Source organism: Micrococcus lylae, assembly GCF_900163825.1.
Lineage (GTDB): Bacteria > Actinomycetota > Actinomycetes > Actinomycetales > Micrococcaceae > Micrococcus > Micrococcus lylae.
This window is the reverse complement of the sequence record NZ_FUKP01000020.1, coordinates 54,823-76,115: the sequence shown is the minus strand read 5'-3', so window position 1 is coordinate 76,115 and position 21,293 is coordinate 54,823. Positions and strand designations below refer to the sequence as shown.

Here is a 21,293-nt window from a genome sequence, read left to right as displayed (position 1 = left end):
GGAGGTTCTTTTCATCGTCAACGTCTATCTGTCACCAACGTCATGGCCGAGTACACCTAGGATGGTGGGCATGGCTGGGCTGATCGTGCGGAAGGACATCGACCTCGTCCGTGAGCGCGCCGACCTGAAGGCCATCGTGGAGGAGTACGTGACGCTGCGCTCGGCCGGCGTCGGCTCGTTCAAGGGCCTCTGCCCGTTCCACGACGAGCGGACGCCCTCCTTCCACATCCGCCCCGCCGTCGGCACCTACCACTGCTTCGGCTGCGGCGAGCACGGGGACGTCATCAGCTTCCTCATGGAGCTGGAGCACACCACCTTCACCGAGACCGTGGAGCGCCTGGCCGCCCGCGTGGGCGTGGAACTGCACTACGAGGACGGCGGCACCGGCCCGGACAAGGCCGAGGTGGGCCGCCGGCGCCGGCTGATCGAGGCCAACAAGATCGCCGACGAGCTGTTCGTGAAGGCCCTCGGCTCCGCGGAGGCCCAGTCCGCCCGCGACTTCCTCACCGAGCGCGGCTTCACCGCCGAGCACGCCCAGCAGTTCGGCCTCGGCTACGCCCCGCAGGGCTGGTCCCACCTCCTCGACGCCCTGCGCAAGCGCGGCTTCCGGGACGAGGAGCTGCGTGCCACCGGCCTGTTCTCCGAAGGTCAGCGCGGCCTGTACGACCGCTTCCGCGGCCGCCTCGTCTGGCCCATCCGGGACATGACCGGCAACACCATCGGCTTCGGCGCCCGCAAGCTCTACGAGGACGACCCCGGGCCCAAGTACCTCAACACCCCCGAGACCGCGCTCTACAAGAAGTCCCAGGTGCTCTACGGCATCGACTTCGCCAAGCGGACCATCGCCAAGCAGCGCCAGCTCGTGGTGGTGGAGGGGTACACGGACGTGATGGCCGCGCACCTGGCCGGCATCGGCACCGCCGTGGCCACCTGTGGCACCGCCTTCGGCACCGAGCACATCAAGATCGTCCGCCGCCTGATCTCGGACGACGGCACCGGCGGCGAGGTCATCTTCACCTTCGACGGCGACGAGGCCGGGCAGAAGGCCGCCCTCAAGGCGTTCGAGGAGGACCACCGCTTCCTCGCCAAGACCTACGTGGCCGTCGAGCCCTCCGGCATGGACCCCTGCGACCTGCGCCGGCACAAGGGCGACGAGGCCGTCCGCGCTCTGATCAGCTCCCGGCGGCCCCTGTTCGAGTTCGCCATCCGCTCCGGCCTCAAGGACTATGACCTGGACACGGTCGAGGGCCGTGCCGGCGCGCTGCGTCACGCCGCGCCGATCGTGGCCGGCATCAAGGACTCCGTCCTCCGCCCCGGCTACGAGCGCGAGCTCGCCGGCTGGCTCGGCCTGGACCCCAACGCCGTCCACCGGGCCGTCGCCCAGGCCTCCCGGCGGCAGGCGCCCGGGCCCGCCCCGCGCCAGGAGAACGCCCCAGGCCGAGGCGAGCCGGCAGGAGGAGGCGAGGGGCCGGCGTCGGGAAACGCTGCACCACGGCCTCAGGTGCAGATCGTCCGCGTGGACCCGCGCGACCCGGTCGCCCGGCGCGAACGCGAGTCCCTCGAGGTGGTCCTGCAGCACCCCACCCTGCTCTCGGCCGAACAGTGGCAGGCGTTCTACGAGGCCCGCTTCACCGTGCCCCAGTACGCCGCCGTGCACCGCGGCATCATGACCGCCGCCACCGGGGGAGCGACTCCGCAGGTGTGGGTCGAGTCCATCAGCGACCACGTCCCGCCCGAGGTCCGCGGCGTGGTCTCCGCGCTCGCCGTGCGGGACATCCCCGCCCGCACGGAGGCCGACGTGGTCCGCTACTGCCGAGACATCATGAACCGCCTGTTCGGCCTGCAGATCCAGCACCGCAAGGCCGAGCTGCTCGGCCAGCTGCAGCGCCTCGGCGCCGGCGGAGACCCCGCCGAGTTCTCCCGCCTCAACACGGAGCTCATGGAGCTCGAGGCGCGCCGCCGCGCTCTCCGCAGCGACGACTGACCCCCGGCCGGCGTTTTCGTTCGGGAAACGGTTGGGTTCGGCGGGCCTTTCGTTCGGGAAGCGGTCGAGTCCCGCGACGCTTTCGTTCGGGCGAGCGTCGGGTTCGCGCCGCTGACGTCACCCAGTCACCCAGAACGACGACGGTCCGGCACCTTCCTGCCGGAAGGCACCGGACCGCGCACAGGCGAAAGGCGTCCTGAGGAGGATCAGCCGTTCACGATGTCGCCGGTGACGGCGTCCACGTAGACTTCGTCGGCATCGTTGCCGTCGGCGTCGTCGAAGTCGATTTCCCACACAAGGGTGCCGTCCTCCTCGTCCAGTTCCACATCGTCCACGGTCTGGCCGTCGCGGCCCTCGAGGGCGGTGGTGATGGCGTCGCCGATGGAGACCTCGGCGCGGTTGGCCTTGTCCGCGTCGTCCTTGTCCGTCTCACGCTCGGTCTCGGTGACCTCGCCGTCCTGGGTGACGTCGTACTCCACGGTCTCCTCGCCCTCCACGGCCTCGACGTCCCACATGGTGTCGTCGTCATCGCGGTCCAGGGAGATCACGATCGCGTCGGCGGCCGTGCCCTTCACAGCGTCGATCGCGTCGAAGGCCGGATCGGTGCCGGCGACGGAGGAACCGGCGGAGGAACTCGAGGCGGCCGAGGCGGCCGAGGAGGAGTCGTCCTTGTCATCGGCGTTGTCTGAGGCGTCGTCATCGGCGTCGCCCGAGGAGTCGGCCTGGGCAGGAGCCGCGGAGGACTGGTTGTCCTGCAGCTCGATCGAGTCGCCGGCCTCGGAGTCGCCGGAAGCGCCGCAGGCAGAGAGGGCGAGCACGGCCAGGATGCCGGTGCCGGTGAGGGTGAGCTTCTGGGTGAGGGTCTTCTCCATGGTGTGACTCGCTTTCCAATCCGGGGCAGATCGTCCGTCGATCTTGTGTTTCATGAAACGGGACGATCATGAGAACAGTGTGAGCACGTTGCGCTGGGGAACCCGAAGCCCGCGATCACGCCGATTTGGCATGTGTACGGGAGGGCTTGTAGGGTAGTCTTCGTTGCCCAGATGACCTGGCGGTCGCCTGGGAGACATTCCCCCGTAGCTCAACGGCAGAGCATTCGACTGTTAATCGAAGGGTTACTGGTTCGAATCCAGTCGGGGGAGCAGAGCAGAAGCTTCCGAAGCCCCTGCACCGACGAGCTCGGTGTGGGGGCTTCGTCGTGCCTGGAGGATGCTGGGGCAAAGGAGTTCCGTGATGGTGATGTCGAAGATCTCCGCAATGGGGCCCGCTCCCAACATCAGCCAGCTGCGGGCGAAGCCGGTGTGAGTCGTCGAGCGCTGCTGTTAGCTGTTGTGGGTCATGAGGTTGTTGCCACGAGGCCAGGCGGAAGTGAGACGAGCGTGTCCCTGTCACAGTCGCCGTAGGGGCACTGCGAGGGACGGGACACCGGTGGGGGCGCACGTTTCTGCACTCGGCCATCGTCTTGCTCACCCGTCTGGCGTCCACCGAGGCGTTGGGGACGAGAAGGCGGTGAACACGGACGACCGGGGCAACGACCGGGCCGCAGACTTCACCACAGAGGTGACCTGCCGGGGTGGACCGCGTCACAGGATCCGCCTGCCCGGCGTCGACCCGGCCCCCATCGACGTGGTGCGGGGAGCGCACGCTCGCCGTCGGTGCCGAGCGCAAGCAGGACCCGGCCCCCGGACACGGATGCGGCGGGCCCCACTGGGGGCCCGCCGCATCCGTGTGGTGGTCAGGCGCGATCGGCCAGAATCAGCTGCGCCGCCTTCTCACCGATCATGAAGCACGTGATGTTGGGGTTCACGGTCACGTGCTCGGGCATCACGGAGGCGTCGGCCACGCGCAGACCCGTCACGCCCTTGACACGCAGGCGGGCGTCAAGGGGGCTCATGGCGTCGTCGTCGGCACCCATGCGCACCGAGCCCACCGGGTGGTACACGGTGTTGTGGGTGCGGCGCACGTAGTCGGCGATCTCCTCATCGGTCTGCACGTCCACGCCCGGGGCCAGCTCACGCCCCGCCCACGCTGACATGGCCGGCTGGGAGACGATCTCCCGGGCCAGCCGGATGCCGGCCACCGCGACGGCCATGTCATGGCCCTCCGGGTCGGTGAAGTAGCGCGGGTCCACGGCCGGCTTGTCCCGGTAGTCGTTGGAGCGCAGGCGCACGGTGCCGCGGGACTTGGCGTGGGTGACATTGGGGGTGAGGCAGAACGTCTCGTCCGCCGTCGGGTACCCCTGACGGTAGGTGTGCATATCGAACGGCACGGAGCCGTAGTGCATCATCAGGTCGGGGCGGTCCAGCCCCTCCTTGGTCGGGGAGAAGATCCCGATCTCCCAGTACTGCATGGCGTCGCGGTACATCGGCTGCTTGGACTCCCAGGAGATGACCGCCTCGGGGTGGTCCTGCAGGTTGGAGCCGACGCCGGGGGCGTCCACGCGCACATCGAGGCGGTGCTCGGCCAGGTGCTCGGCCGGGCCGATCCCGGAGAGCATCAGCAGCTTGGGCGTGTCGATCGCCCCGGCGGAGAGGATGACCTCGGCGCGGGCGTGGATCTCGGCCTGCCGTCCGTGCCGGTCCGCGACGTGACGGACACCGTAGGCGCGGCGGTCGTCGTCGAAGAGCACCTCGCTCACCCAGTGGTCTGTGAGGATGTCCAGGTTCTCGCGGTCCAGGATCGGGTGGAGGTAGGACACCGACGACGACGCGCGGGTGCCGTCCTGCTTGCGGTTGATCTGGAACCAGTTGGCTCCCTTCACGACGGTCTCGCCGGTGTTGAACGTCGTCGTCGGGATGCCGGCCTCGGCGGCGGCCTCGAGCAGGGCGACGCCGGCCGGGTCCTCGGCGGGCACGTCCATCAGCTCGACGGGGCCGTCATGGCCGTGGTGATCGCCCTCGGCCCGGTTGTTCTCGAGCTTCTTCACCAGCGGCAGGGTGTGCTCGGCGCCCCAGCCGGTGGCGCCCATCGCCTCCCACTGGTCCAGGTCCTCGCGGGGAGGCCAGAACGCGATGCAGGAGTTGTGGGAGGAGCAGCCGCCGAGCACCTTGGCCCGGGAGTGGCGCATGAAGGAGTTTCCGTTCTCCTGCGGCTCGATGGGGTAGTCCCAGTCCAGGCCGGACTCGAGCAGCTCGGGCCAGCGTCGCAGCTCGAGGACCTCGTCCAGGTCCACGTCGGTGGGGCCGGCCTCCAGCAGGGCGACGCTGATCTGGGGGTCCTCGGACAGGCGGGCCGCGAGGGCGGCGCCGGAGGAGCCGCCGCCGACCACGATGTAGTCGTAGACGGGCGTGTCGGGCCGCGGGGTCGAGGCGTCGGGGACGGTGGTGGTCACGATCCGGGGGTCCTTTCGGTGGTCACGGGTGGGCGCGGGGTCTGGCCCCGCGCCCACGGGGAGGGGGCTCAGCGGCGGTCGGCGAACCAGCCGGTCACCGCGGGCTCGGTGTTCTGGTAGATGTGCTTGTGCTCCACGTACTCGCCCAGCCCGGTGGGGCCGAGCTCGCGGCCGATGCCGGAGGCCTTGAAGCCGCCCCACTCGGCCTGGGGGAGGTAGGGGTGGTAGTCGTTGATCCACACGGTGCCGTGGCGCAGGGCGCGGGAGACGCGCTGGCAGGTGCCGGCGTCGGAGCTCCACACGGCCCCGGCGAGGCCGTACTCGGTGTGGTTGGCGATCTCGATGGCCTCGGCCTCGGTGGAGAACGTCTCTACGGTGATCACCGGGCCGAAACCCTCCTCGATGACGGCGGGGTTGTCCCGGTCGCAGCGGTCCAACACGGTGGGGGCGTAGAAGAAGCCGTCCTTGTGCTCTTCGCCGCCCCAGTGCCCGCCCACGCGCAGGCGTGCGCCGGCCTCGACGCCGCGGCGGACGTAGTCCGTCACCTTGTCCCGGTGGGCCGCGGAGATCAGCGGGCCGGTCTCGGCGCGCTCGTCGAAGGGGCCGCCCATCACGATGTGCCCGGCGCGCTCGACGAGGTCGTCCACGAAGCGCTCGGCGATCGACTCGTGGACGATCAGGCGCGTGCCGGCCGAGCACACCAGGCCCGAGTCGGTGAACGCGGCGTTGAGGGCGTTGTCCAGGGCCGCCTCGTAGTGGGCGTCGGGGAAGATCACGTTGGGGTTCTTCCCGCCCAGCTCGAGGGCGACCTTCTTCACGGTGCCGGCGGCGGCCTGGGCGATGGTCTTGCCCGTGGCCAGCCCGCCCGTGAAGGAGACCAGGTCCACGTCCGGGTGGGAGGAGAGCGGCTCGCCCACGGTGGCGCCGGGGCCCAGCACCAGGTTCGCGACGCCGGCCGGCAGGCCCAGCGACTCCAGTGCGCGCATCGTGAGGATGGCGGTGTGGGGGGTCTGCTCGGCGGGCTTGAGCACGAAGGTGCAGCCGGCGGCCAGGGCCGGGGCGATCTTCCAGGCGGCCTGCAGCAGCGGGAAGTTCCAGGGGGTGATCATGCCGCACACGCCCACCGGCTCGGTGACCACGCGGGACAGGACGGTCGGGTCGCCGGCGTCCACGAGGCGGCCGGGGTTCTGGTCCGCGATCTTGCCGAAGTAGCGGAAGCAGGCGGCGATGTCCGCCATGTCGCCCTCGGCCTCCACGAGGCGCTTGCCGGTGTCCAGGGCCTCGGCGCGGGCGAACTCGTCCCGGTGCTCCAGGATGTGGTCGGCCAGGCGGAGGAGCAGGTCGCCGCGCTCGGCGGCGGGGGTGGAGGACCAGACGCCGCTGTCGAACGCGCGGCGGGCGGCGGCGATCGCGGCGAGGGCGTCCTCGCGGGTGCCCTCGGCGACGACGCCGACCTCGGAGCCGTCGGCGGGGCAGTGGATGGTGCGGGTGCCGCCGTCCGAGGACGACACCCAGGCGCCGTCGATGAACTGGGTGGCGGTGGGATCGGTGGTCATGGGGATGGTGCTCCTCACGGGCGGGTGGGATCGGTCGGGGAGGCGGGGGCGGTGTCCACGGCCGGCATGGCGTCCGTGGCGGTCGAGCGGTCGGCGTCACCCCACTCATCCGGCACCTCGGACTCGAGGCGTTCGGCGAGGTGGGAGTCCTCGCCCGTCATGGCGAGGAAGGTCAGGTGGGCCTCGTAGTCGTCCAGGACGTTGGCGCACAGCTGCTCGCGGCTGTAGCCGAGTACGTCCCTGCCGCGCGAGCCCTTCGCGGAGAACACCTCGAGCTGGAAGTAAGTGTCCTGGGCGACGCTGAGGCTGCCGGCAAAGCTCGGCACCGGGTAGGCCACGGGGTAGACCTGGTACTTGAAGTCCTCCTGGCCCTCGAAGGTGACGGTGAGGTCCACCCAGGGCACCCCGGACTCGGGGTGGACGCCGTGGGTGACGGCGGCGTCGGCGTCGTGGCCGCGCAGCTCGGCGGCCACCTCCTCCAGGGCGGGGCCGACCTCGCGCTCGATGTAGGCGGCGGCCTGGCGGGCCGTGGCGAAGTTCATCCGCCGGGCCAGGCGTTGGCGCCAGGTGGCGCGGCTGCCGGAGCCGCGGGCCTGGCCGGCGAGGACGGAGGGCAGGGCCGCGGTGCGCGAGTCCATGGCCAGGGACTCGGAGTGCAGCACCCGCCACAGGCTGATCATCACCAGATACAGCAGCACCGAGAGCGGCAGGCCCACGATCACGGTGGCCTTCTGCAGGGTGTAGACCCCGTCGATGAACAGCATGGACAGCGTCAGCAGGCCGGTGATCACCGCCCACGTGATGCGCAGCCAGGGGGCGCCGTCGGAGTCCTCGACCGAGCCCTTGGAGGTCATGTTCGCCATGATGAGCGAGCCGGAGTCGGCACTGGTCACGTAGAAGAACAGGCCGGTGAGCACGGCCAGGCCGATCAGGAACATGGAGCCGGGGTACTTCTCCAGGAGGCTGAAGAAGCCTGCCTCAGGGGAGCTCACGGCCTCCTCCAACAGGGCCTGGTCCCCGCTGCGGAAGAAGCCGATGGCGGCGTTGCCCATGATGGACACCCACAGCAGGATGAACGCGAAGGGGATCAGAAGCACGCCCGTGACGAATTCGCGCAGGGTGCGGCCGCGGGAGATGCGGGCCAGGAACAGGGACACGAACGGTGCCCAGGCGATCCACCAGGCCCAGAAGAACAGAGTCCAGTCGGACATCCACTGCTCCGCCGGGTAGGCCGCCGGGCCGTCGGTGTAGGCGAAGGTGCGCATGAGCATCGCGGGGAACCCGGCGAAGAAGTCACCGATGTTCTGCACCAGAGCGTTGAGCAGGTCCGTGGTGCGGCCGGTGAACAGCACCCAGGCCAGGATGACGACGGCGAGGAAGACGTTCAGCTCGGAGAGACGGCGGATGCCCTTGTCCACTCCGGAGACGGTGGAGACGATGGTGATGCCCACCGCCAGGGCCATGAGGGCGACCTGCACGCCGGTGCTCACCGGCACATCCAGGATCAGGGCGAGGCCGGCGTTCAGGAAGACGACGCCGATGCCGAGGGAGACGGCGATGCCGAAGATCGTGCCGACGGTGGCGCCGATCTCCGCGGCGTGGCCGACCGGGCCGTGCACGCGGCGGCCGAAGATGGGTGCGATGGCCGACCGGATGCTCAGGGGCAGGTGGTAGCGGTAGGCGAACAGCCCGAAGGCCATGCCCATCAGGGCGTACATGGCCCACCCGGGGATGCCGTAGTGGAAGATCGTCCACAGCGGGGCCATGCGGGCGGCCTCGTCGGACATGGGCGGCAGGTCCGGTGGGGTGAGCAGGTTGGTGGCCGGGCCGGAGGTGGCGAAGAACATCAGGTCCACACCGATGCCCGCAGCGAAGAGCATGGCCGACCAGGAGAACAGGTTGAACTGCGGGACGGCGTGGTCCGGTCCGAGCCGCACCCGTCCCAGACGGCTGAGCGCCACGACGATCACGAAGACGACGACGAGGCCCGCCGTGAGCACGTAGTACCAGCCGAAGCTCTCGGCGATCCAGCTCACCGTGGCTGAGATCACGGAGTCTGCCTGGGCGGGCAGGAACATGGCCCAGAGGGCGAAGCCGACCACGATGCCCGCCGTGCCGACGAACACCGGCCAGTTCACGGGGGAGTGGGAGGCTCCTGCGGTGTCGGGGGGACCCGGTGGCCCTGCGCTCTCGGCTGTCGTCCTCTGTTCGGCGGACACAGGTGTGCTTCCTCTCGTCGGGGTGGGGGCCCGATCAGCCTAGCTGTTGTGGGTCATGCGGTTCTTGCCACGAGGTACGGGCTGAAGTGAGACGAGCCGGTCCCTGTCACAGGATGAGAATTCCTCAACACAACACATCCGAAAGGAAAGCCCGCTCATGTCTCTCGCCTCACTACCGCCCCCAACGGCCGATTGCGCATGCTTCCGCCCCACCTGATCGGCCGACGGAACCTGGCCCCGTGGTGGAAGAAGGCTGAAATTTTCAAGCGCCGAAACCGCCCAGAGTCGGCACTTTCGGATACTTGTTGATCGCGGAAGGGTCCCATAAGAGGGCATGTCGTTGAGTTTGGGATGTTCTGGGTGGATTGTGAACTGCTTTTCGATCAGAAGGCTGTCGCTTTCTCCATGGCTGCTTCTACGATGCTTCTCTGGGCGGCTGTGAACGCCTACCTGCGTCACGTCGAGGACCCAACGGTGAACAGTGCCCAGCCCGCGGCGCCGAGCCACAGGTAGCCCGGCCACACGGACAGCCGCTGCCAGAGCCCGATGAACCAGCCGGACACGCTGACGGCCAGCATCGTGAGTGAAGCGACGACCGCCACCACGGCGATCACGCGCCCGACGGCGGCGAGCCGAGGCATCCGCTCTCGCAGTCCGGCGGCCGTGAACCACACCGCTGGCCCCTGCAGGACCATCGGCAGGGACAGCAGGGTGTGCAGGGAAAGGTCCACATCCAACGGGACCGCCGAGCCCATGCAGGCCAGCCCGACCAGCACCCACAGGACGACTCCCACCGTGCGGGCCCGCCCCGGCGGCGCCGATCTTGACTGCGGTTCCCGTCCCGCGGCTGCACACAGCAGTTCCTCCGTTGGTCCTCGGCGCCTGCATCGTCTGTGTCCCGGCAGGGGGCCTCGTCCTCTGCTTCACCTCCAACGCCGCCGGGAAGCCTCCTGTGCAGAACCCTATTGATGGCCCGGGGCTGGACCCACGGCCCATCGTCCCCTACCCACGGCCCATCGTCCCGGACCCACGGCCCATCGTCCCGGACCCACGGCCCATCGTCCCGGGCCAACACCCCACCGTCCCCGGATCGACACCCCACTCCACGGTGACGAGGGCTGGCAGGCGAGGGGCGTCGTCGTGATTCCACAGGCCATCCGCCCTTGTCAGACCCCCGTCACCGTCCCGTAGCGTCGCACTCATGACGAATCCGAAGCCTGCAGGCACGCCCGCGACCGCCTCCACCGCCCGCCAGTGGGAGGGCGACGACCCGCGCGCCCGCCACCCGCGGCATCACGCCCCGGAGCAGCACCAGCCCGAGCCGGGCCTGGACGTGAAGACCGATCCGGTCCCGGACATCGGCCTGGACTCCTATACCGGCCTGGGCCGGCTCGAGGGCCGCAAGGCGCTGATCACCGGCGGCGACTCCGGCATCGGCGCCGCCGTGGCCATCGCCTACGCCCGCGAGGGCGCGGACGTGGCCATCGCCTACCTGCCGGACGAGCAGCCGGACGCTGACCGGGTGATCGCCGCGATCGAGGAGGCTGGCCGGAGGGCCGTCGCCCTGCCCGGCGACCTCACGGACACCGACTACACCGCCGGCCTCGTGGACGCCGCCGCCGAACAGCTCGGCGGGCTGGACATCCTCGTGAACAATGCCGGCAAGCAGCTCGTGGCCGACACCCCGGAGGAGCTCACCGACGAGCAGGTCGCCACCACCTTCCAGATCAACGTGCTCGCCATGTTCACGCTCTCCCGTGCTGCCCTGAAGCACATGGGCCCCGGCTCGGCGATCATCAACACCACCTCGGTGCAGGCATACAACCCGAACCCGCTGATCCTGGACTACGCCGCCACCAAGGCCGCCATCAACAACTACACGAAGGGCCTGGCCCAGGCCGTCGGCCCGCGCGGCATCCGCGTCAACGCCGTCGCCCCCGGCCCGGTGTGGACCGTCCTGCAGGTCTGCGACGGCCAGCCCAAGGAGCGCCTGCCCGAGTTCGGCCACGATTCCCCGCTGGGCCGTGCCGGCCAGCCCATCGAGATGGCGCCGGCCTACGTGTTCCTCGCCAGCGGCGAGTCCAGCTATGTCAACGGGGACACCCTCAACGCGAACGGCGGCACCCCCACCCCGTGACCGGTCGCATCGCCAGGCCGCCTCACCCGGCCCGCCCCGCAGCAGTCCCCACCGCAGCCTGTGACGGATCCCTCACCGTGAGATGACATCCTTCACACCGGCCGCTACGGTGGACGAGTTTGCGCTCCGCCCGGCCCTTCCCACCCGCCCACCAGCGCGGGGGAGAGGGGCCGGGCGGTGCCCTGTCATCCGACCGCACTCCCGAAGGGACTCTGCACATGGCCGCTGACTCGGCTGGCTCGCGCGGCACCACCGCCGCCGACGCCGCGGAGACCGTCACCACCCAGGACGGCTCCGCCACCCACGCTTCCGACCAGAACGCCCCCGACCGTCCGCGTCGGGGCGGCATCGGCAACCGGGCGCTCGACTTCGTCGAGAAGGCCGGCAACGCCCTGCCCCACCCGGCCACCCTGTTCGCCGCGCTCGCGGTGCTGGTGGTCCTGCTGTCCTGGCTGTTCTCCACGCTCGGCGTCACGGCCGAGGATCCGGTGGAGGGTGGCCAGATCGAGGTCTTCAACCTGCTGTCCCCGGAGGGCGTCCAGTGGATGTTCTCCTCCGCCGTGGACAACTTCGTGGGCTTCGCCCCGCTGGGCGTCGTGCTCGCCACCATGCTGGGCATCGGCATGGCTGAGCAGTCCGGCCTGATCGGCACGGTGCTGCGCCAGTTCATCCTGTCCGTGCCGAAGTTCCTCATCACCGCGGGCATCGTGTTCGCCGGTGTGATGTCCTCCGTGGCCTCGGACGCCGGCTACGTGGTGCTCCCGCCGCTGGCCGCGATCCTGTTCATGGCCGTCGGACGTCACCCGCTGGCCGGCCTGGCCGCCGCCTTCGCCGGCGTCTCCGCAGGCTTCTCGGCGAACCTGCTGCTCTCCGGCACGGACGTGATGCTCGGTGAGCTGACCATCGAGGCCGCCGCCACCGTGGACGGCGCCTACGCGGACGGCATGAACCTGGCCATGAACTACTGGTTCATCATCGCCTCCACCTTCCTGCTGACCATCGTCGGCACCCTGGTCTCCCAGTTCATCGTGGAGCCGCGCCTGGGCCCGTGGAAGGGCGAGGGTCGCATCGAGGACGAGGACGTCCAGCTCTCCGCCGTGGAGAAGAAGGGCCTCGTCTGGGCCACCGTCTCCGGCGTGGTCACCGTGGCGCTGCTGGCCCTGCTGATCGTCCCGGAGTGGGGCCTGCTGCGCGGCGAGGACGGCGGCGTGGTCCAGTCCCCGTTCATGGACTCGCTCGTGGTGGTCATCATCATCGCGTTCTTCGTCCCGGGCCTGGTGTACGGCATCGTCACCAAGGTCATCCGCAACGACACCGACGTGGTGGACCAGCTCTCCCAGACCCTCGCCGGCATGGCCGTGTTCCTGGTGCTGGCGTTCACCGCCGGCCAGTTCATCGCCTACTTCAACGAGTCGAAGCTGGGCCTGCTGCTGTCCGTGCTGGGCTCGCAGTTCCTGGAGTCGATCAACCTGACCGGTATCCCGCTGGTGGTCGCGTTCATCGCGTTCGTCTCGGTCGTGAACCTCTTCGTGGGCTCCGCCTCGGCGAAGTGGGCCATGCTCGCGCCGATCATGGTGCCGATCATGATGCAGCTGGGCATCTCGCCCGAGTTCACCCAGGCGGCCTACCGCGTGGCCGACTCGTCCACGAACATCCTGTCTCCGCTGATGACCTACTTCGCGCTGATCATCGCCGTGGCCCAGAAGTACGACAAGAAGATGGGCATCGGCTCCCTGATCGCCACGATGCTCCCGTACTCGATCGCCTTCCTGGTCACCTGGAGCATGATGACCATGGGCTGGTACTGGCTGGACCTGCCGCTGGGTCCGAACGCTCCGGTCACCTACACCCCGTGAGGCACTGACGGCGCCTCCTGACGGGGCCGCCTGACCTGCTTCCCGACGTCGGCCGCCCGCCTTCCGCACCGAAGGCGGGCGGCCGTCGTCGTTCCTCCCCGTCCTCTGGCAGGGGTCGAGTGGGCAGCTGTTCCACGATGTCGCTCGATTCCGTGGAACAGCTGCCCACTCGACTCGGGGCGACGCTCTCAGGGGCCCTGTGGCAGGGTGACTGACATGAAGACCACGAACCCCAGCCGTGTCTCCGAGCAGCTGGCCCGCCTGATCTCCACGGTCAAGGAGGATCGCAACGGGGCCCCGTCGGAGTACCTCGAGGACGTGGAGGACCGTCCGGTGGACGGCTTCGCCGTGGCCGTGTGCACCACGGACGGCGTGGCCGTCTCCGAGGGCGACACGCAGCAGGCGTTCGCGCTGCAGTCCGTGTCCAAGGCGCTCACCTACGCGGTGGCCCTGCAGGAGCGCGGCATGGACGCCGTGCTCGAGCGTGTGGGCGTGGAGCCTTCCGGGATGGCGTTCAACGAGCTGTCCCTCCACTCGGACGGCCGCCCGTACAACCCGCTGATCAACGTCGGCGCGATCATGACCCACGGGCTGATCCCCGGGGACGACGAGGACGCCCGCCTCGAGCTCCTGCTGGACCGCTACTCGCAGCTGGCCGGGACGGACCTGACGATCTCCGAGGACGTCTGGGACGCCGAGACCGCCCGTGCCCACCAAAACCTGGGCCTGGCCCACATGCTCGCTGCTTCGCAGATGCTCCCGGACGACGCACACGAGGTGGTCCGCGGCTACCTCGGCCAGTGCTCGGTGGAGGTCACCGTGGAGCAGCTGGCCACCATGGGCGCCACCCTGGCCTCAGGCGGCGTGAACCCGGTGACCGGCCGGCGCGTGCTGGCGGAGTGGGTCTGCCAGCAGGTGATGTCCGTGATGCTCTCCTGCGGGATGTACAACGCCTCCGGGCAGTGGATGGCGGAGGTCGGCATCCCGGCCAAGTCCGGCGTCTCGGGTGCGCTGCTCGGTGCGGTCCCGGGCGCCCTCGGCATCGCCAGCTGGTCCCCGCGCCTGGATGAGCAGGGCACGTCGGTGCGCGGCATCGGCGTGTTCGAGGCGCTCTCCGCGGACTGGGACCTGCACGTGCTGCGCCACCGCGACGCCATGGCCGGCCTGCGCGAGGCCGCCGGCGACGGGTCCTGACACCCCGGACACCCGTGTCCCGACGGCGGCCCCCGCCTCATGCCCTGACCCACCCGTCCGCTCGGCCGGGTGAGGAGGAGAAAGCGAGGGGCAGTCGTCGTGACAGGACACACGTGGATGGCCGATCTTCGGCTCATGCCCTGGGTGGAGGCACAGTGCTAGCGTGGAGCCGACATCGCTGTGCAGTGGCGCGCCCTGACGCACCTGCGCAACCCGAAACGACCACGCCGACCCAGGAAGGCACCCACTGATGGCCCCCACGGCAATCCCCGTCTCTGCGCAGACCCGCGCGAGCTCGCTGTCCGACCTGCTCGCGGCCCTGATCCGCCTGCTGCCCCTGCAGATCAAGGACGAGCTCACCCTCGCCCTGAACCAGGCCAAGTCCAAGGGTGTGAAAGTCGGCGTCGCCGCCGGTCTGATCCTCGCGGGCCTGTTCATGCTGTTCTGCATGCTGGTGTCCCTGATCGTCACCCTGATCGGCGCCTTCGCGAACCCGTCGTTCTGGTTCCCTGCCCTCATGGTGGCCGCCGCGTTCCTGCTGCTCGGCATCATCCTCGCCGCCGTCGGCGGTCTGATGATCAAGGGCGCCATGCCGCTCATCCCGGCCGAGACCGTCCGCAACATCGAGTACGACCTCGGCTACCTCAAGGAGGGCAACGCCTTCGACCCGGCCGAGTACGACCGCGTGAAGGCCGAGCGGGCCGAGCAGAAGCGCATCGAGAAGCAGCGTGAGGCCGAGCGCAAGAAGCTCGAGAAGGAAGAGAACAAAAAGGCGGTCAAGAACGGCGAGGCCGCCCCGTACCCGGAGAAGGAGACCGCCTCCGAGGACGAGATCCGCCGCCGCGCCGAGCTGCGCCGCCGCCACCTGGCGGACATCCGCTCCGGCCTGGGCGAGCGCGCCTCCGTCAAGGGCCAGATGAACGCGTTCGCCGCCCAGCGCAAGGGCCGCGGCGCCACCCCGGAGTCCGCCGGCTCCACCGACGTCACCGCCCCGTACTCCGGCGCCGCCCGCGCCGGCGAGAAGGCCGGTGCGGCCGAGGACTACGTGAAGGAGCGGTGGCAGCCGCTGGCCCTGCTCGGTGTCTCCGGCACCGCCTTCGCCGTCCTGGGCTCCATGCTCGGCAAGAAGCGCAAGGGCTGATCCGGCCGCACGCCGACTGCCCGTCCACGGCGCCCCGTCCCTCACCGAGGGGCGGGGCGCCGTGCTGTGCGCGGGCGGGGGAAGCGGTGGTGAGGACGTCCGACCCACGGCGACATGCCACCGTCCGGCCACGTGGCCTCGCCCGAGGCCTGTGCAGGCCACAGACGCCGGTAGACTGGTCCGGCCCCCGCAGTCCCCGCCTGTGCCGCCCCGAAGGAGCCCCGTATGCGCGTGATCGATGTCGGCCTCCGCGAGGGGTACGAGTACACCGTCCGGGACACCTTCTGGACCCTGCCGAACGTCATCACCCTGGCCCGGTTCGCGCTGATCCCGGTGTTCGTCTGGCTCACCGCCACCGAGCAGTACCTGGCCGCGTTCTGGGTGCTGGCGGCCCTGTCCAGCACGGACTGGGTGGACGGGTTCGTGGCCCGCCGGTGGGACATGATCTCCACCACCGGCACGTGGCTGGATCCGCTGGCGGACCGGCTGTCCATGATCATCGTGGCCGCCACCCTGGTGCTCACCGGCGTGGCCCCGGACTGGATCGTCTGGGCGATCGTGGTGCCGGACCTCGTGCTGAGCACGGTGTCCCTGGCGCTGTTCCGCGGCAGCCCCGAGCTGGACGTCTCCGTCCTCGGCAAGGTCCGTACCGCCCTGCTGCTCGTGGCCGCACCCGTGCTTCTGCTGGGTAACGTGCCGGGCCTAACGGACACCGCCTGGGGCAGTGCCGGCCTGTGGCTGCTCTCCCTCGGTGCGATCGCCCACATGCTCGCCGCCGCGGACTACCTCCGCCGGTTCCGGGCCAAGGCCGCCGAGTTACGGGCCCGCGGGATCGATCCGCGGGACCGGACCGCCTGGTCCGAGCAGTCGGCGGAACGGCGCGAGGCCTCCGGCGCCGTCCGCGTTGCTAGGCTGAGCCGGTCTGAGCCTCCTGAGGGCCGGTGTCCACGGGGCGCCGGCGACGGGGGGAGAGGCCCCAAGACCACCCACCACCCAGGAGCACCGTCCTCGTGACCGACGCCCCGCAGGCGCATGACGCCCGTCCCCTCACCGTGATGATCGCGGCGGACACCTATCCGCCGGACGTCAACGGCGCCGCAACCTTCTGCTTCCGCCTCGCCACGGCGCTGCACGAGCGTGGCCACGACGTGCACGTGGTGGCCGCCCGCAACGACGACGGCCCGGACTTCGTGGAGCACCGCCCCGAGGCCACCGTGCACCGCCTGAAGTCCTGGCGGCCGCCCACGCACGAGTACTACCGGCTGGTGTTCCCGCCCCTGGCCCGCCGCGCGATGCGCCGCATCATGGCCGAGGTACAGCCGGACGTGGTGCATGTGCACTGCCACTACATGATCGGCGCCGCCGCGATCACCGAGGCCGAGCGCCGCCGTGTCCGCACGATCTCCACCAACCACTTCATGCCGGAGAACCTCGAGCCGTTCCTGCCGTTCCCGCAGTGGTTCCTGGACCGCTACTCCCGCTACTCCTGGTGGCAGATGGGCCGCCTGATGGGCAAGGGCGCCGTGGTCACCACCCCCACCGCCCTGGCCGCGCGCGCCATGGCCGAGCGGGCCGGGCTGCAGAACGTGCTGCCGGTGTCCAACGGCATCGACGCCTTCAAGTACGAGCAGGCCGCCGGCGAGGTCATCACCCCGCACGCGCACCCCACCGTCCTGTTCGTCGGCCGCCTGGCCGTGGAGAAGAACATCGACGTGCTGCTGCGAGCCGTCGCGCACCTGAAGGACACCCGCCCGGAGCTGGACGTGCACGCAGAGATCGTCGGCGACGGCGAGCAGCGCGACGTCCTCCGCGAGCTCGTGGCCGAGCTCGGCATCGAGGACCGTGTGGCGATGCGCGGCCACGTCACCGAGGAGGAGCTGCACACCGCCTACCTGCGGGCAGACGTGTTCTGCCAGCCCGGCACCGCCGAACTGCAGTCGCTGGTGTCCCTGGAGGCGATGAGCGCCTCCAAGCCAGTGGTGCTGGCCGACGCGCTGGCCCTGCCGCACCTGGCGGACGACGGCGTGAACGGCTACCTCTTCGTCCCCGGCGATCACGAGGACCTCGCCGAGAAGCTGGCCCGGGTTCTCGGCGCGAGTCCCGAGGAACGCGTCCGGATGGGCGAGGCCTCCCACGCCAAGGCCCTGCGTCATTCGGCGCAGAAGACCGTGGACATCTTCGAGGCGCTCTACCGCGGGGCCACACCGGCCGAGGTCCGGGCGCGGCTCTGAGCGACTCCTCGCTAGACTTGACCGACGCGTGCCACGCGCGCGGGGCGTTAGCTCAGTCGGTCAGAGCAGGGGACTCATAATCCCTTGGTCACGGGTTCAAGTCCCGTACGCCCTACCTCTCTGTGGCCTTCGGTCCGGTCCACGCCGGCACGGGGGCCGCAGCCATGACCGACCTCTCAGGCCCGCCGAACCGGGGGCCGCGGCACCGCAGACGACGACGGTCCGGCACCTTCCGTGCGGAAGGTGCCGGACCGTCGTCGGGCCTGGGCCGTGGACGCCGTCACCCGAGGGGGCCGGCGCGTGTCTGCGGCTCAGTAGCGGCCGGCCACCGAGAGCATGTTGGTCGGCATGTAGTCCACCGAGGTGATCATGAGGCCGCGGTGCGGATTCAGGGCGTGGGCCATCTTGCCGTCGCCGATGTACATCGCCACGTGGTAGACGCGGCCGGTGGAGGAGTTGCGCCAGAAGAACAGGTCGCCGGGCTGGGCTTGGGACTTCGGCACGAAGGACTTGGCGTTCCGGTACTGGTCGTGGGAGACCCGCGGCAGGGAGAAGCCGGACTTGGCCATGGCCTCGCGGACCAGGGCGGAGCAGTCGTAGCCGTACGGGCCGTTGCCGCCCCACTGGTAGTAGGTGCTCGGGTCGTTGACCTTGGAGACGATGTGCTTGACCGCGGCGGTCTTGGAGGACGGGGCCGGGGCCGGGGCAGGGGCCGGAGCCGGGGCAGGGGCGGAGGAGGAGCCCGAGACCTTCAGGACGTCGCCCACGTACATCGGGCTGTTGATGGTCTTGCCGTTCAGCGAGGCCAGGGCATACATGTCCATGCCGTGGTTGTTCGCGACGCGCCACCAGCTGTCGCCGGCCTTCACGGTGTAGGTGCCGGTGGACGGGGCAGGGGCAGGGGCCGGAGCCGGGGCAGGGGCCGAGCTGCCGTTGCTGACCTTGAGGACGTCGCCGACGTAGATGGTGGCGTCGATGGTCTTGCCGTTCATGGCGGCGAGGTCGTACATGTCCATGCCGTGGTTGTGGGCGATGCGCCACCAGCTGTCGCCGGCCTTGACGGTGTAGGTCGCCGGGGCTGCGACGGCCTCGGTGGCGGTGGAGACGGCGCCTGCACCGACGACGGTGCCGGCGCCCAGGGACAGGGCCAGGGAGGCGACGAGGGGACGACGACCGCGGCGAGCGGTGCGTGGGTGCTTCTGGGTCTCAGACATAGCGAATCTTCCAGTCGGGGACCGGCAGGTGGCATGGAGCCGCCAGGGCTTTCCGGCAGGAAGGTGCCCAGGGGTGGCCGGTACGAGAGTGAATCGGTGTGGTGAGGCCGGGAGCCGCGGGAGCGGACGGGGAAGGTCCGGGATCCGGACGATGTCCGCATCGTTATCGAATATACATGTTCGTTATCTAAACGCAACTATTGCTGTGACGGGTGTCTCTGGCGTGTCGCGCGGGGCGGGCCGCTGCCCTGCCGGCGCGATCCGGCCGGTAGCGTGGGCACCGTGACAGACCGCCCCCTGCGCCTGCTGATGGACGCCCGCTACACGCGCACCGACTTCCATGACGGCATCTCGCGCTACGGCGCCAGTCTCATCGCGGCCGTGCACCGGCTGACGACTGCGGGGGAGTGGGCCGGCCGTGTTCAGATGCACATGCTGGTCAGTGACGAGGCGCAGCTGCGCCTGCTGCCGGCCGGCGTCCCGTGGCACCGCGCCACCGGGCCCACCTCGCCCCTCGAACCGACGCTTCCCGTGCAGGTGAACCGGCTGCGTCCGGACGTGGTGTTCTCCCCGATGCAGACGATGGGCTCCGCCGGCCGCCGCTACGGGCTGATCCTCACGCTCCACGACCTCATCTACTACGAGCACCGCACCCCGCCGCGGAACCTGCCCGAGCCGGTGCGCTGGCTGTGGCGGCTCTACCACCTCGGCTACGGACCGCAGCGGCTGCTGCTCAACCGCGCGGACCGCGTGGCCACCGTCTCTCAGACCACGGCCGGGCTGATCGCCGAGCACGCGCTGACGCGACGCCCCGTGGACGTGGTGCCCAATGCGCCGCAGCCGGTGGCCGAGCCCCGGAACCCGGACGCGGCGCCGGCCCGCTCGCTCGTCTACATGGGCTCCTTCATGGACTACAAGGACGTGGACTCGCTCGTGGCCGCGATGCCGCTGCTGCCGGGGTACACGCTGCATCTGCTCTCGACGGTGCCGGCCGAACGCCGGGCGGAGCTGGAGGCGCTGCTGGCGCGGCGGCGCGCCGAGACGGGGGCCGGGACAGCGACCGGAGCGCACGGCGCGGGGGCCGGAACCTCCGGTGAGGTGGTCTTCCACAACGGCGTCACCGACGAGGAGTACATCGCCCTGCTCCGCGAGGCCACGGCGCTGGTGACCCTGTCCCGGGCCGAGGGCTACGGCCTGCCCGTGGCCGAGGCGATGTCCCACGGCACTCCGGTGATCGGCTCGGACATGCCGATCTTCCGCGAAGTCGCCGGGGGAGCCGAGCCCGCCTTCCTCCCGGTTCCGCTCGACGGCGACCGTCCCGCCGCCTTCGCCGCGCAGGTCCGCACCCTCACCGCGCCCGGCGCCTGGGCCGCGGCCTCGCGGGCCGCCGTGGGGCGTGCCGCCCGCTACCGCTGGGAGGACTCGGCGGCGCGGCTGCTCGCGGCAGTGGAGTCCGTCGCCGATGAACGCGCTCAGTCCCGCTCCCGCCGCGGCTGAGCCCCGTCCTCACCGGCATCGTCCTCCCTCCCGGCGCCGCCGTCCTCGCCGAGCGGCCACAGCACCGAGGGGCCGGACAGCCCCAGCAGCAGCGCCGGGTCCAGATAGCGATCCCGCAGCGTGCGGCCCACCAGCCAGCCGTCCAGCACGCGCACGCCCAGGTGCACGCACGGCTCGGCGCAGTGCTCCGCCGCCGGGTCCAGCCGGCCGACCGGCTGTCCCGCCGTCACCGTCTCCCCCTTCCCGACGACGGCCACCACCGGCTCCATCGAGCTCACCACCTCCTGTCCGTGGTCGATCGACAGCACCGGCCGCCCCGCCACCATGCCGACGTGCCGGACCGTCCCGTCCGCCGGAGCCAGCACGACGTCCCCGCGCAGCCGCAGGTCCACGCCGCGGTGACCGGGATCCCAGGGCTGTTCGGGGGCGTCGAAGGCGCGCAGCAGGTCTCCGGCACCCGCGCCGGGCGCGGGGGAGGACCAGCGCAGCCCCGCCGGGATCGGTGTGGGGTCGGGTGCGGAGGCGGCGGTGCCTGCAGCGGACGACGCCGCCGGTGGGCCGGCACCGGCCGGTGCGGCGCCGAGCAGCACGGTCAGCAGCAGCACCGTCGCCGGGCGGCGCAGGCCGGGGCGGCGGAAGGGCGCCCGCCTGCTCGGGCGGGGCGAAGCGGTGAGTGACGTTCCCATGGGGCCAGGGTGCGCAGAAGACGGAGGCCGGTGCCGTCGTCGAGAAGCGAACTGTGGAGGGAACCGGGCAACCGGTCCGCTGTGCAGGAGGGGACGAGCGGGCGGAAGAGGTGCCGGGCGGGCTGGGGTACGATGGTCACAGCGGTGACGTGTGCTGTGCCCGGAAACGGGAGGCGACGTCATCGACTACGCACACCACGGTGCGGCTGCGGGGCCCCGGTCCCACAGCGGCAGACCCCACCGACGG

The 21,293-nt window shown here is 70.5% G+C and carries 15 protein-coding genes and 2 tRNA genes; 10 read left to right on the top strand and 7 right to left on the bottom strand.

Going from position 1 to position 21,293, the window contains the following annotated elements; all coding sequences use genetic code 11:
* Positions 1-70 precede the first annotated feature (70 nt).
* Positions 71-1,984: a DNA primase gene (gene dnaG, locus FM125_RS03655; RefSeq protein ID WP_087133662.1), complete on the top strand. Its 1,914-nt coding sequence runs from the start codon at positions 71-73 to the stop codon at positions 1,982-1,984.
* A gap of 206 nt (positions 1,985-2,190) precedes the next feature.
* On the opposite strand, the gene FM125_RS03650 is transcribed toward dnaG, so the two are convergent.
* Complete coding sequence (locus FM125_RS03650; protein ID WP_087133661.1) at positions 2,191-2,856, bottom strand: PepSY domain-containing protein; 666 nt, start codon at positions 2,854-2,856, stop codon at positions 2,191-2,193.
* Between the two features lie 198 nt (positions 2,857-3,054).
* Here FM125_RS03650 and FM125_RS03645 point away from each other — a divergent pair.
* Positions 3,055-3,126 (top strand) — tRNA-Asn (locus FM125_RS03645).
* Between the two features lie 593 nt (positions 3,127-3,719).
* Here FM125_RS03645 and FM125_RS03640 read toward each other — a convergent pair.
* From FM125_RS03640 to FM125_RS03625, 4 genes are all read right to left on the bottom strand, one after another.
* A complete protein-coding gene (locus FM125_RS03640) occupies positions 3,720-5,315 on the bottom strand; it encodes a GMC family oxidoreductase (protein ID WP_087133660.1) in 1,596 nt (531 codons plus the stop codon).
* Positions 5,316-5,383: 68 nt separating this feature from the next.
* Complete coding sequence (locus tag FM125_RS03635; protein WP_087133659.1) at positions 5,384-6,871, bottom strand: aldehyde dehydrogenase family protein; 1,488 nt, start codon at positions 6,869-6,871, stop codon at positions 5,384-5,386.
* 14 nt (positions 6,872-6,885) lie between these two features.
* Complete coding sequence (gene betT / locus FM125_RS03630; protein WP_087133658.1) at positions 6,886-9,009, bottom strand: choline BCCT transporter BetT; 2,124 nt, start codon at positions 9,007-9,009, stop codon at positions 6,886-6,888.
* A 536-nt stretch (positions 9,010-9,545) separates the two neighbouring features.
* On the bottom strand, positions 9,546-9,947 hold the full coding sequence (locus tag FM125_RS03625; RefSeq protein ID WP_281251966.1) for a DUF998 domain-containing protein: 402 nt from the start codon (positions 9,945-9,947) through the stop codon (positions 9,546-9,548).
* 344 nt (positions 9,948-10,291) lie between these two features.
* On the opposite strand from FM125_RS03625, the gene FM125_RS03620 reads away from it, so the two are divergent.
* The 7 genes from FM125_RS03620 to FM125_RS03590 all read left to right on the top strand — a co-directional run bounded on the left by FM125_RS03620 (position 10,292) and on the right by FM125_RS03590 (position 17,764).
* Positions 10,292-11,227 (top strand): SDR family oxidoreductase, encoded by a 936-nt coding sequence (locus FM125_RS03620; RefSeq protein ID WP_087133656.1) that lies wholly within the window; start codon positions 10,292-10,294, stop codon positions 11,225-11,227.
* Positions 11,228-11,445: 218 nt separating this feature from the next.
* On the top strand, positions 11,446-13,083 hold the full coding sequence (locus FM125_RS03615; protein WP_083315233.1) for an AbgT family transporter: 1,638 nt from the start codon (positions 11,446-11,448) through the stop codon (positions 13,081-13,083).
* A gap of 216 nt (positions 13,084-13,299) precedes the next feature.
* A complete protein-coding gene (gene glsA, locus FM125_RS03610; RefSeq protein ID WP_087133655.1) occupies positions 13,300-14,277 on the top strand; it encodes a glutaminase A in 978 nt (325 codons plus the stop codon).
* A gap of 250 nt (positions 14,278-14,527) precedes the next feature.
* Complete coding sequence (locus FM125_RS03605) at positions 14,528-15,418, top strand: phage holin family protein (RefSeq protein ID WP_070638478.1); 891 nt, start codon at positions 14,528-14,530, stop codon at positions 15,416-15,418.
* A gap of 225 nt (positions 15,419-15,643) precedes the next feature.
* Entirely contained in the window at positions 15,644-16,432 is a 789-nt protein-coding gene (locus tag FM125_RS03600) for a CDP-alcohol phosphatidyltransferase family protein (RefSeq protein ID WP_070638475.1), read from the top strand.
* Positions 16,433-16,473: 41 nt separating this feature from the next.
* Positions 16,474-17,649 carry a glycosyltransferase gene (locus FM125_RS03595; RefSeq protein ID WP_087133670.1) on the top strand — a complete coding sequence of 392 codons (1,176 nt, stop codon included), beginning with the start codon at positions 16,474-16,476 and terminating at the stop codon, positions 17,647-17,649.
* Positions 17,650-17,690: 41 nt separating this feature from the next.
* Positions 17,691-17,764 (top strand) — tRNA-Ile (locus FM125_RS03590).
* Positions 17,765-17,960: 196 nt separating this feature from the next.
* Here FM125_RS03590 and FM125_RS03585 read toward each other — a convergent pair.
* Positions 17,961-18,863: a C40 family peptidase gene (locus FM125_RS03585; RefSeq protein WP_087133654.1), complete on the bottom strand. Its 903-nt coding sequence runs from the start codon at positions 18,861-18,863 to the stop codon at positions 17,961-17,963.
* Positions 18,864-19,160: 297 nt separating this feature from the next.
* Between FM125_RS03585 and FM125_RS03580 the strand changes: the two genes are divergently transcribed.
* A complete protein-coding gene (locus tag FM125_RS03580) occupies positions 19,161-20,360 on the top strand; it encodes a glycosyltransferase (protein WP_227718895.1) in 1,200 nt (399 codons plus the stop codon).
* Here the strand turns inward: FM125_RS03580 and FM125_RS03575 are convergent.
* Complete coding sequence (locus FM125_RS03575; protein ID WP_167635515.1) at positions 20,336-21,046, bottom strand: M23 family metallopeptidase; 711 nt, start codon at positions 21,044-21,046, stop codon at positions 20,336-20,338. The genes FM125_RS03580 and FM125_RS03575 overlap by 25 nt on opposite strands.
* Positions 21,047-21,293: the final 247 nt, after the last annotated feature.

Coding starts and splice junctions, on each gene's coding strand:
- FM125_RS03620 (WP_087133656.1), top strand. CDS start 10,292: ATGACGAATCCGAAGCCTGCAGGCACGCCCGCGACCGCCTCCACCGCC.
- FM125_RS03600 (WP_070638475.1), top strand. CDS start 15,644: ATGCGCGTGATCGATGTCGGCCTCCGCGAGGGGTACGAGTACACCGTC.
- FM125_RS03635 (WP_087133659.1), bottom strand. CDS start 6,871: ATGACCACCGATCCCACCGCCACCCAGTTCATCGACGGCGCCTGGGTG.
- FM125_RS03650 (WP_087133661.1), bottom strand. CDS start 2,856: ATGGAGAAGACCCTCACCCAGAAGCTCACCCTCACCGGCACCGGCATC.
- dnaG (WP_087133662.1), top strand. CDS start 71: ATGGCTGGGCTGATCGTGCGGAAGGACATCGACCTCGTCCGTGAGCGC.
- FM125_RS03605 (WP_070638478.1), top strand. CDS start 14,528: ATGGCCCCCACGGCAATCCCCGTCTCTGCGCAGACCCGCGCGAGCTCG.
- FM125_RS03595 (WP_087133670.1), top strand. CDS start 16,474: ATGATCGCGGCGGACACCTATCCGCCGGACGTCAACGGCGCCGCAACC.
- FM125_RS03575 (WP_167635515.1), bottom strand. CDS start 21,046: ATGGGAACGTCACTCACCGCTTCGCCCCGCCCGAGCAGGCGGGCGCCC.
- FM125_RS03615 (WP_083315233.1), top strand. CDS start 11,446: ATGGCCGCTGACTCGGCTGGCTCGCGCGGCACCACCGCCGCCGACGCC.
- FM125_RS03585 (WP_087133654.1), bottom strand. CDS start 18,863: ATGTCTGAGACCCAGAAGCACCCACGCACCGCTCGCCGCGGTCGTCGT.
- glsA (WP_087133655.1), top strand. CDS start 13,300: ATGAAGACCACGAACCCCAGCCGTGTCTCCGAGCAGCTGGCCCGCCTG.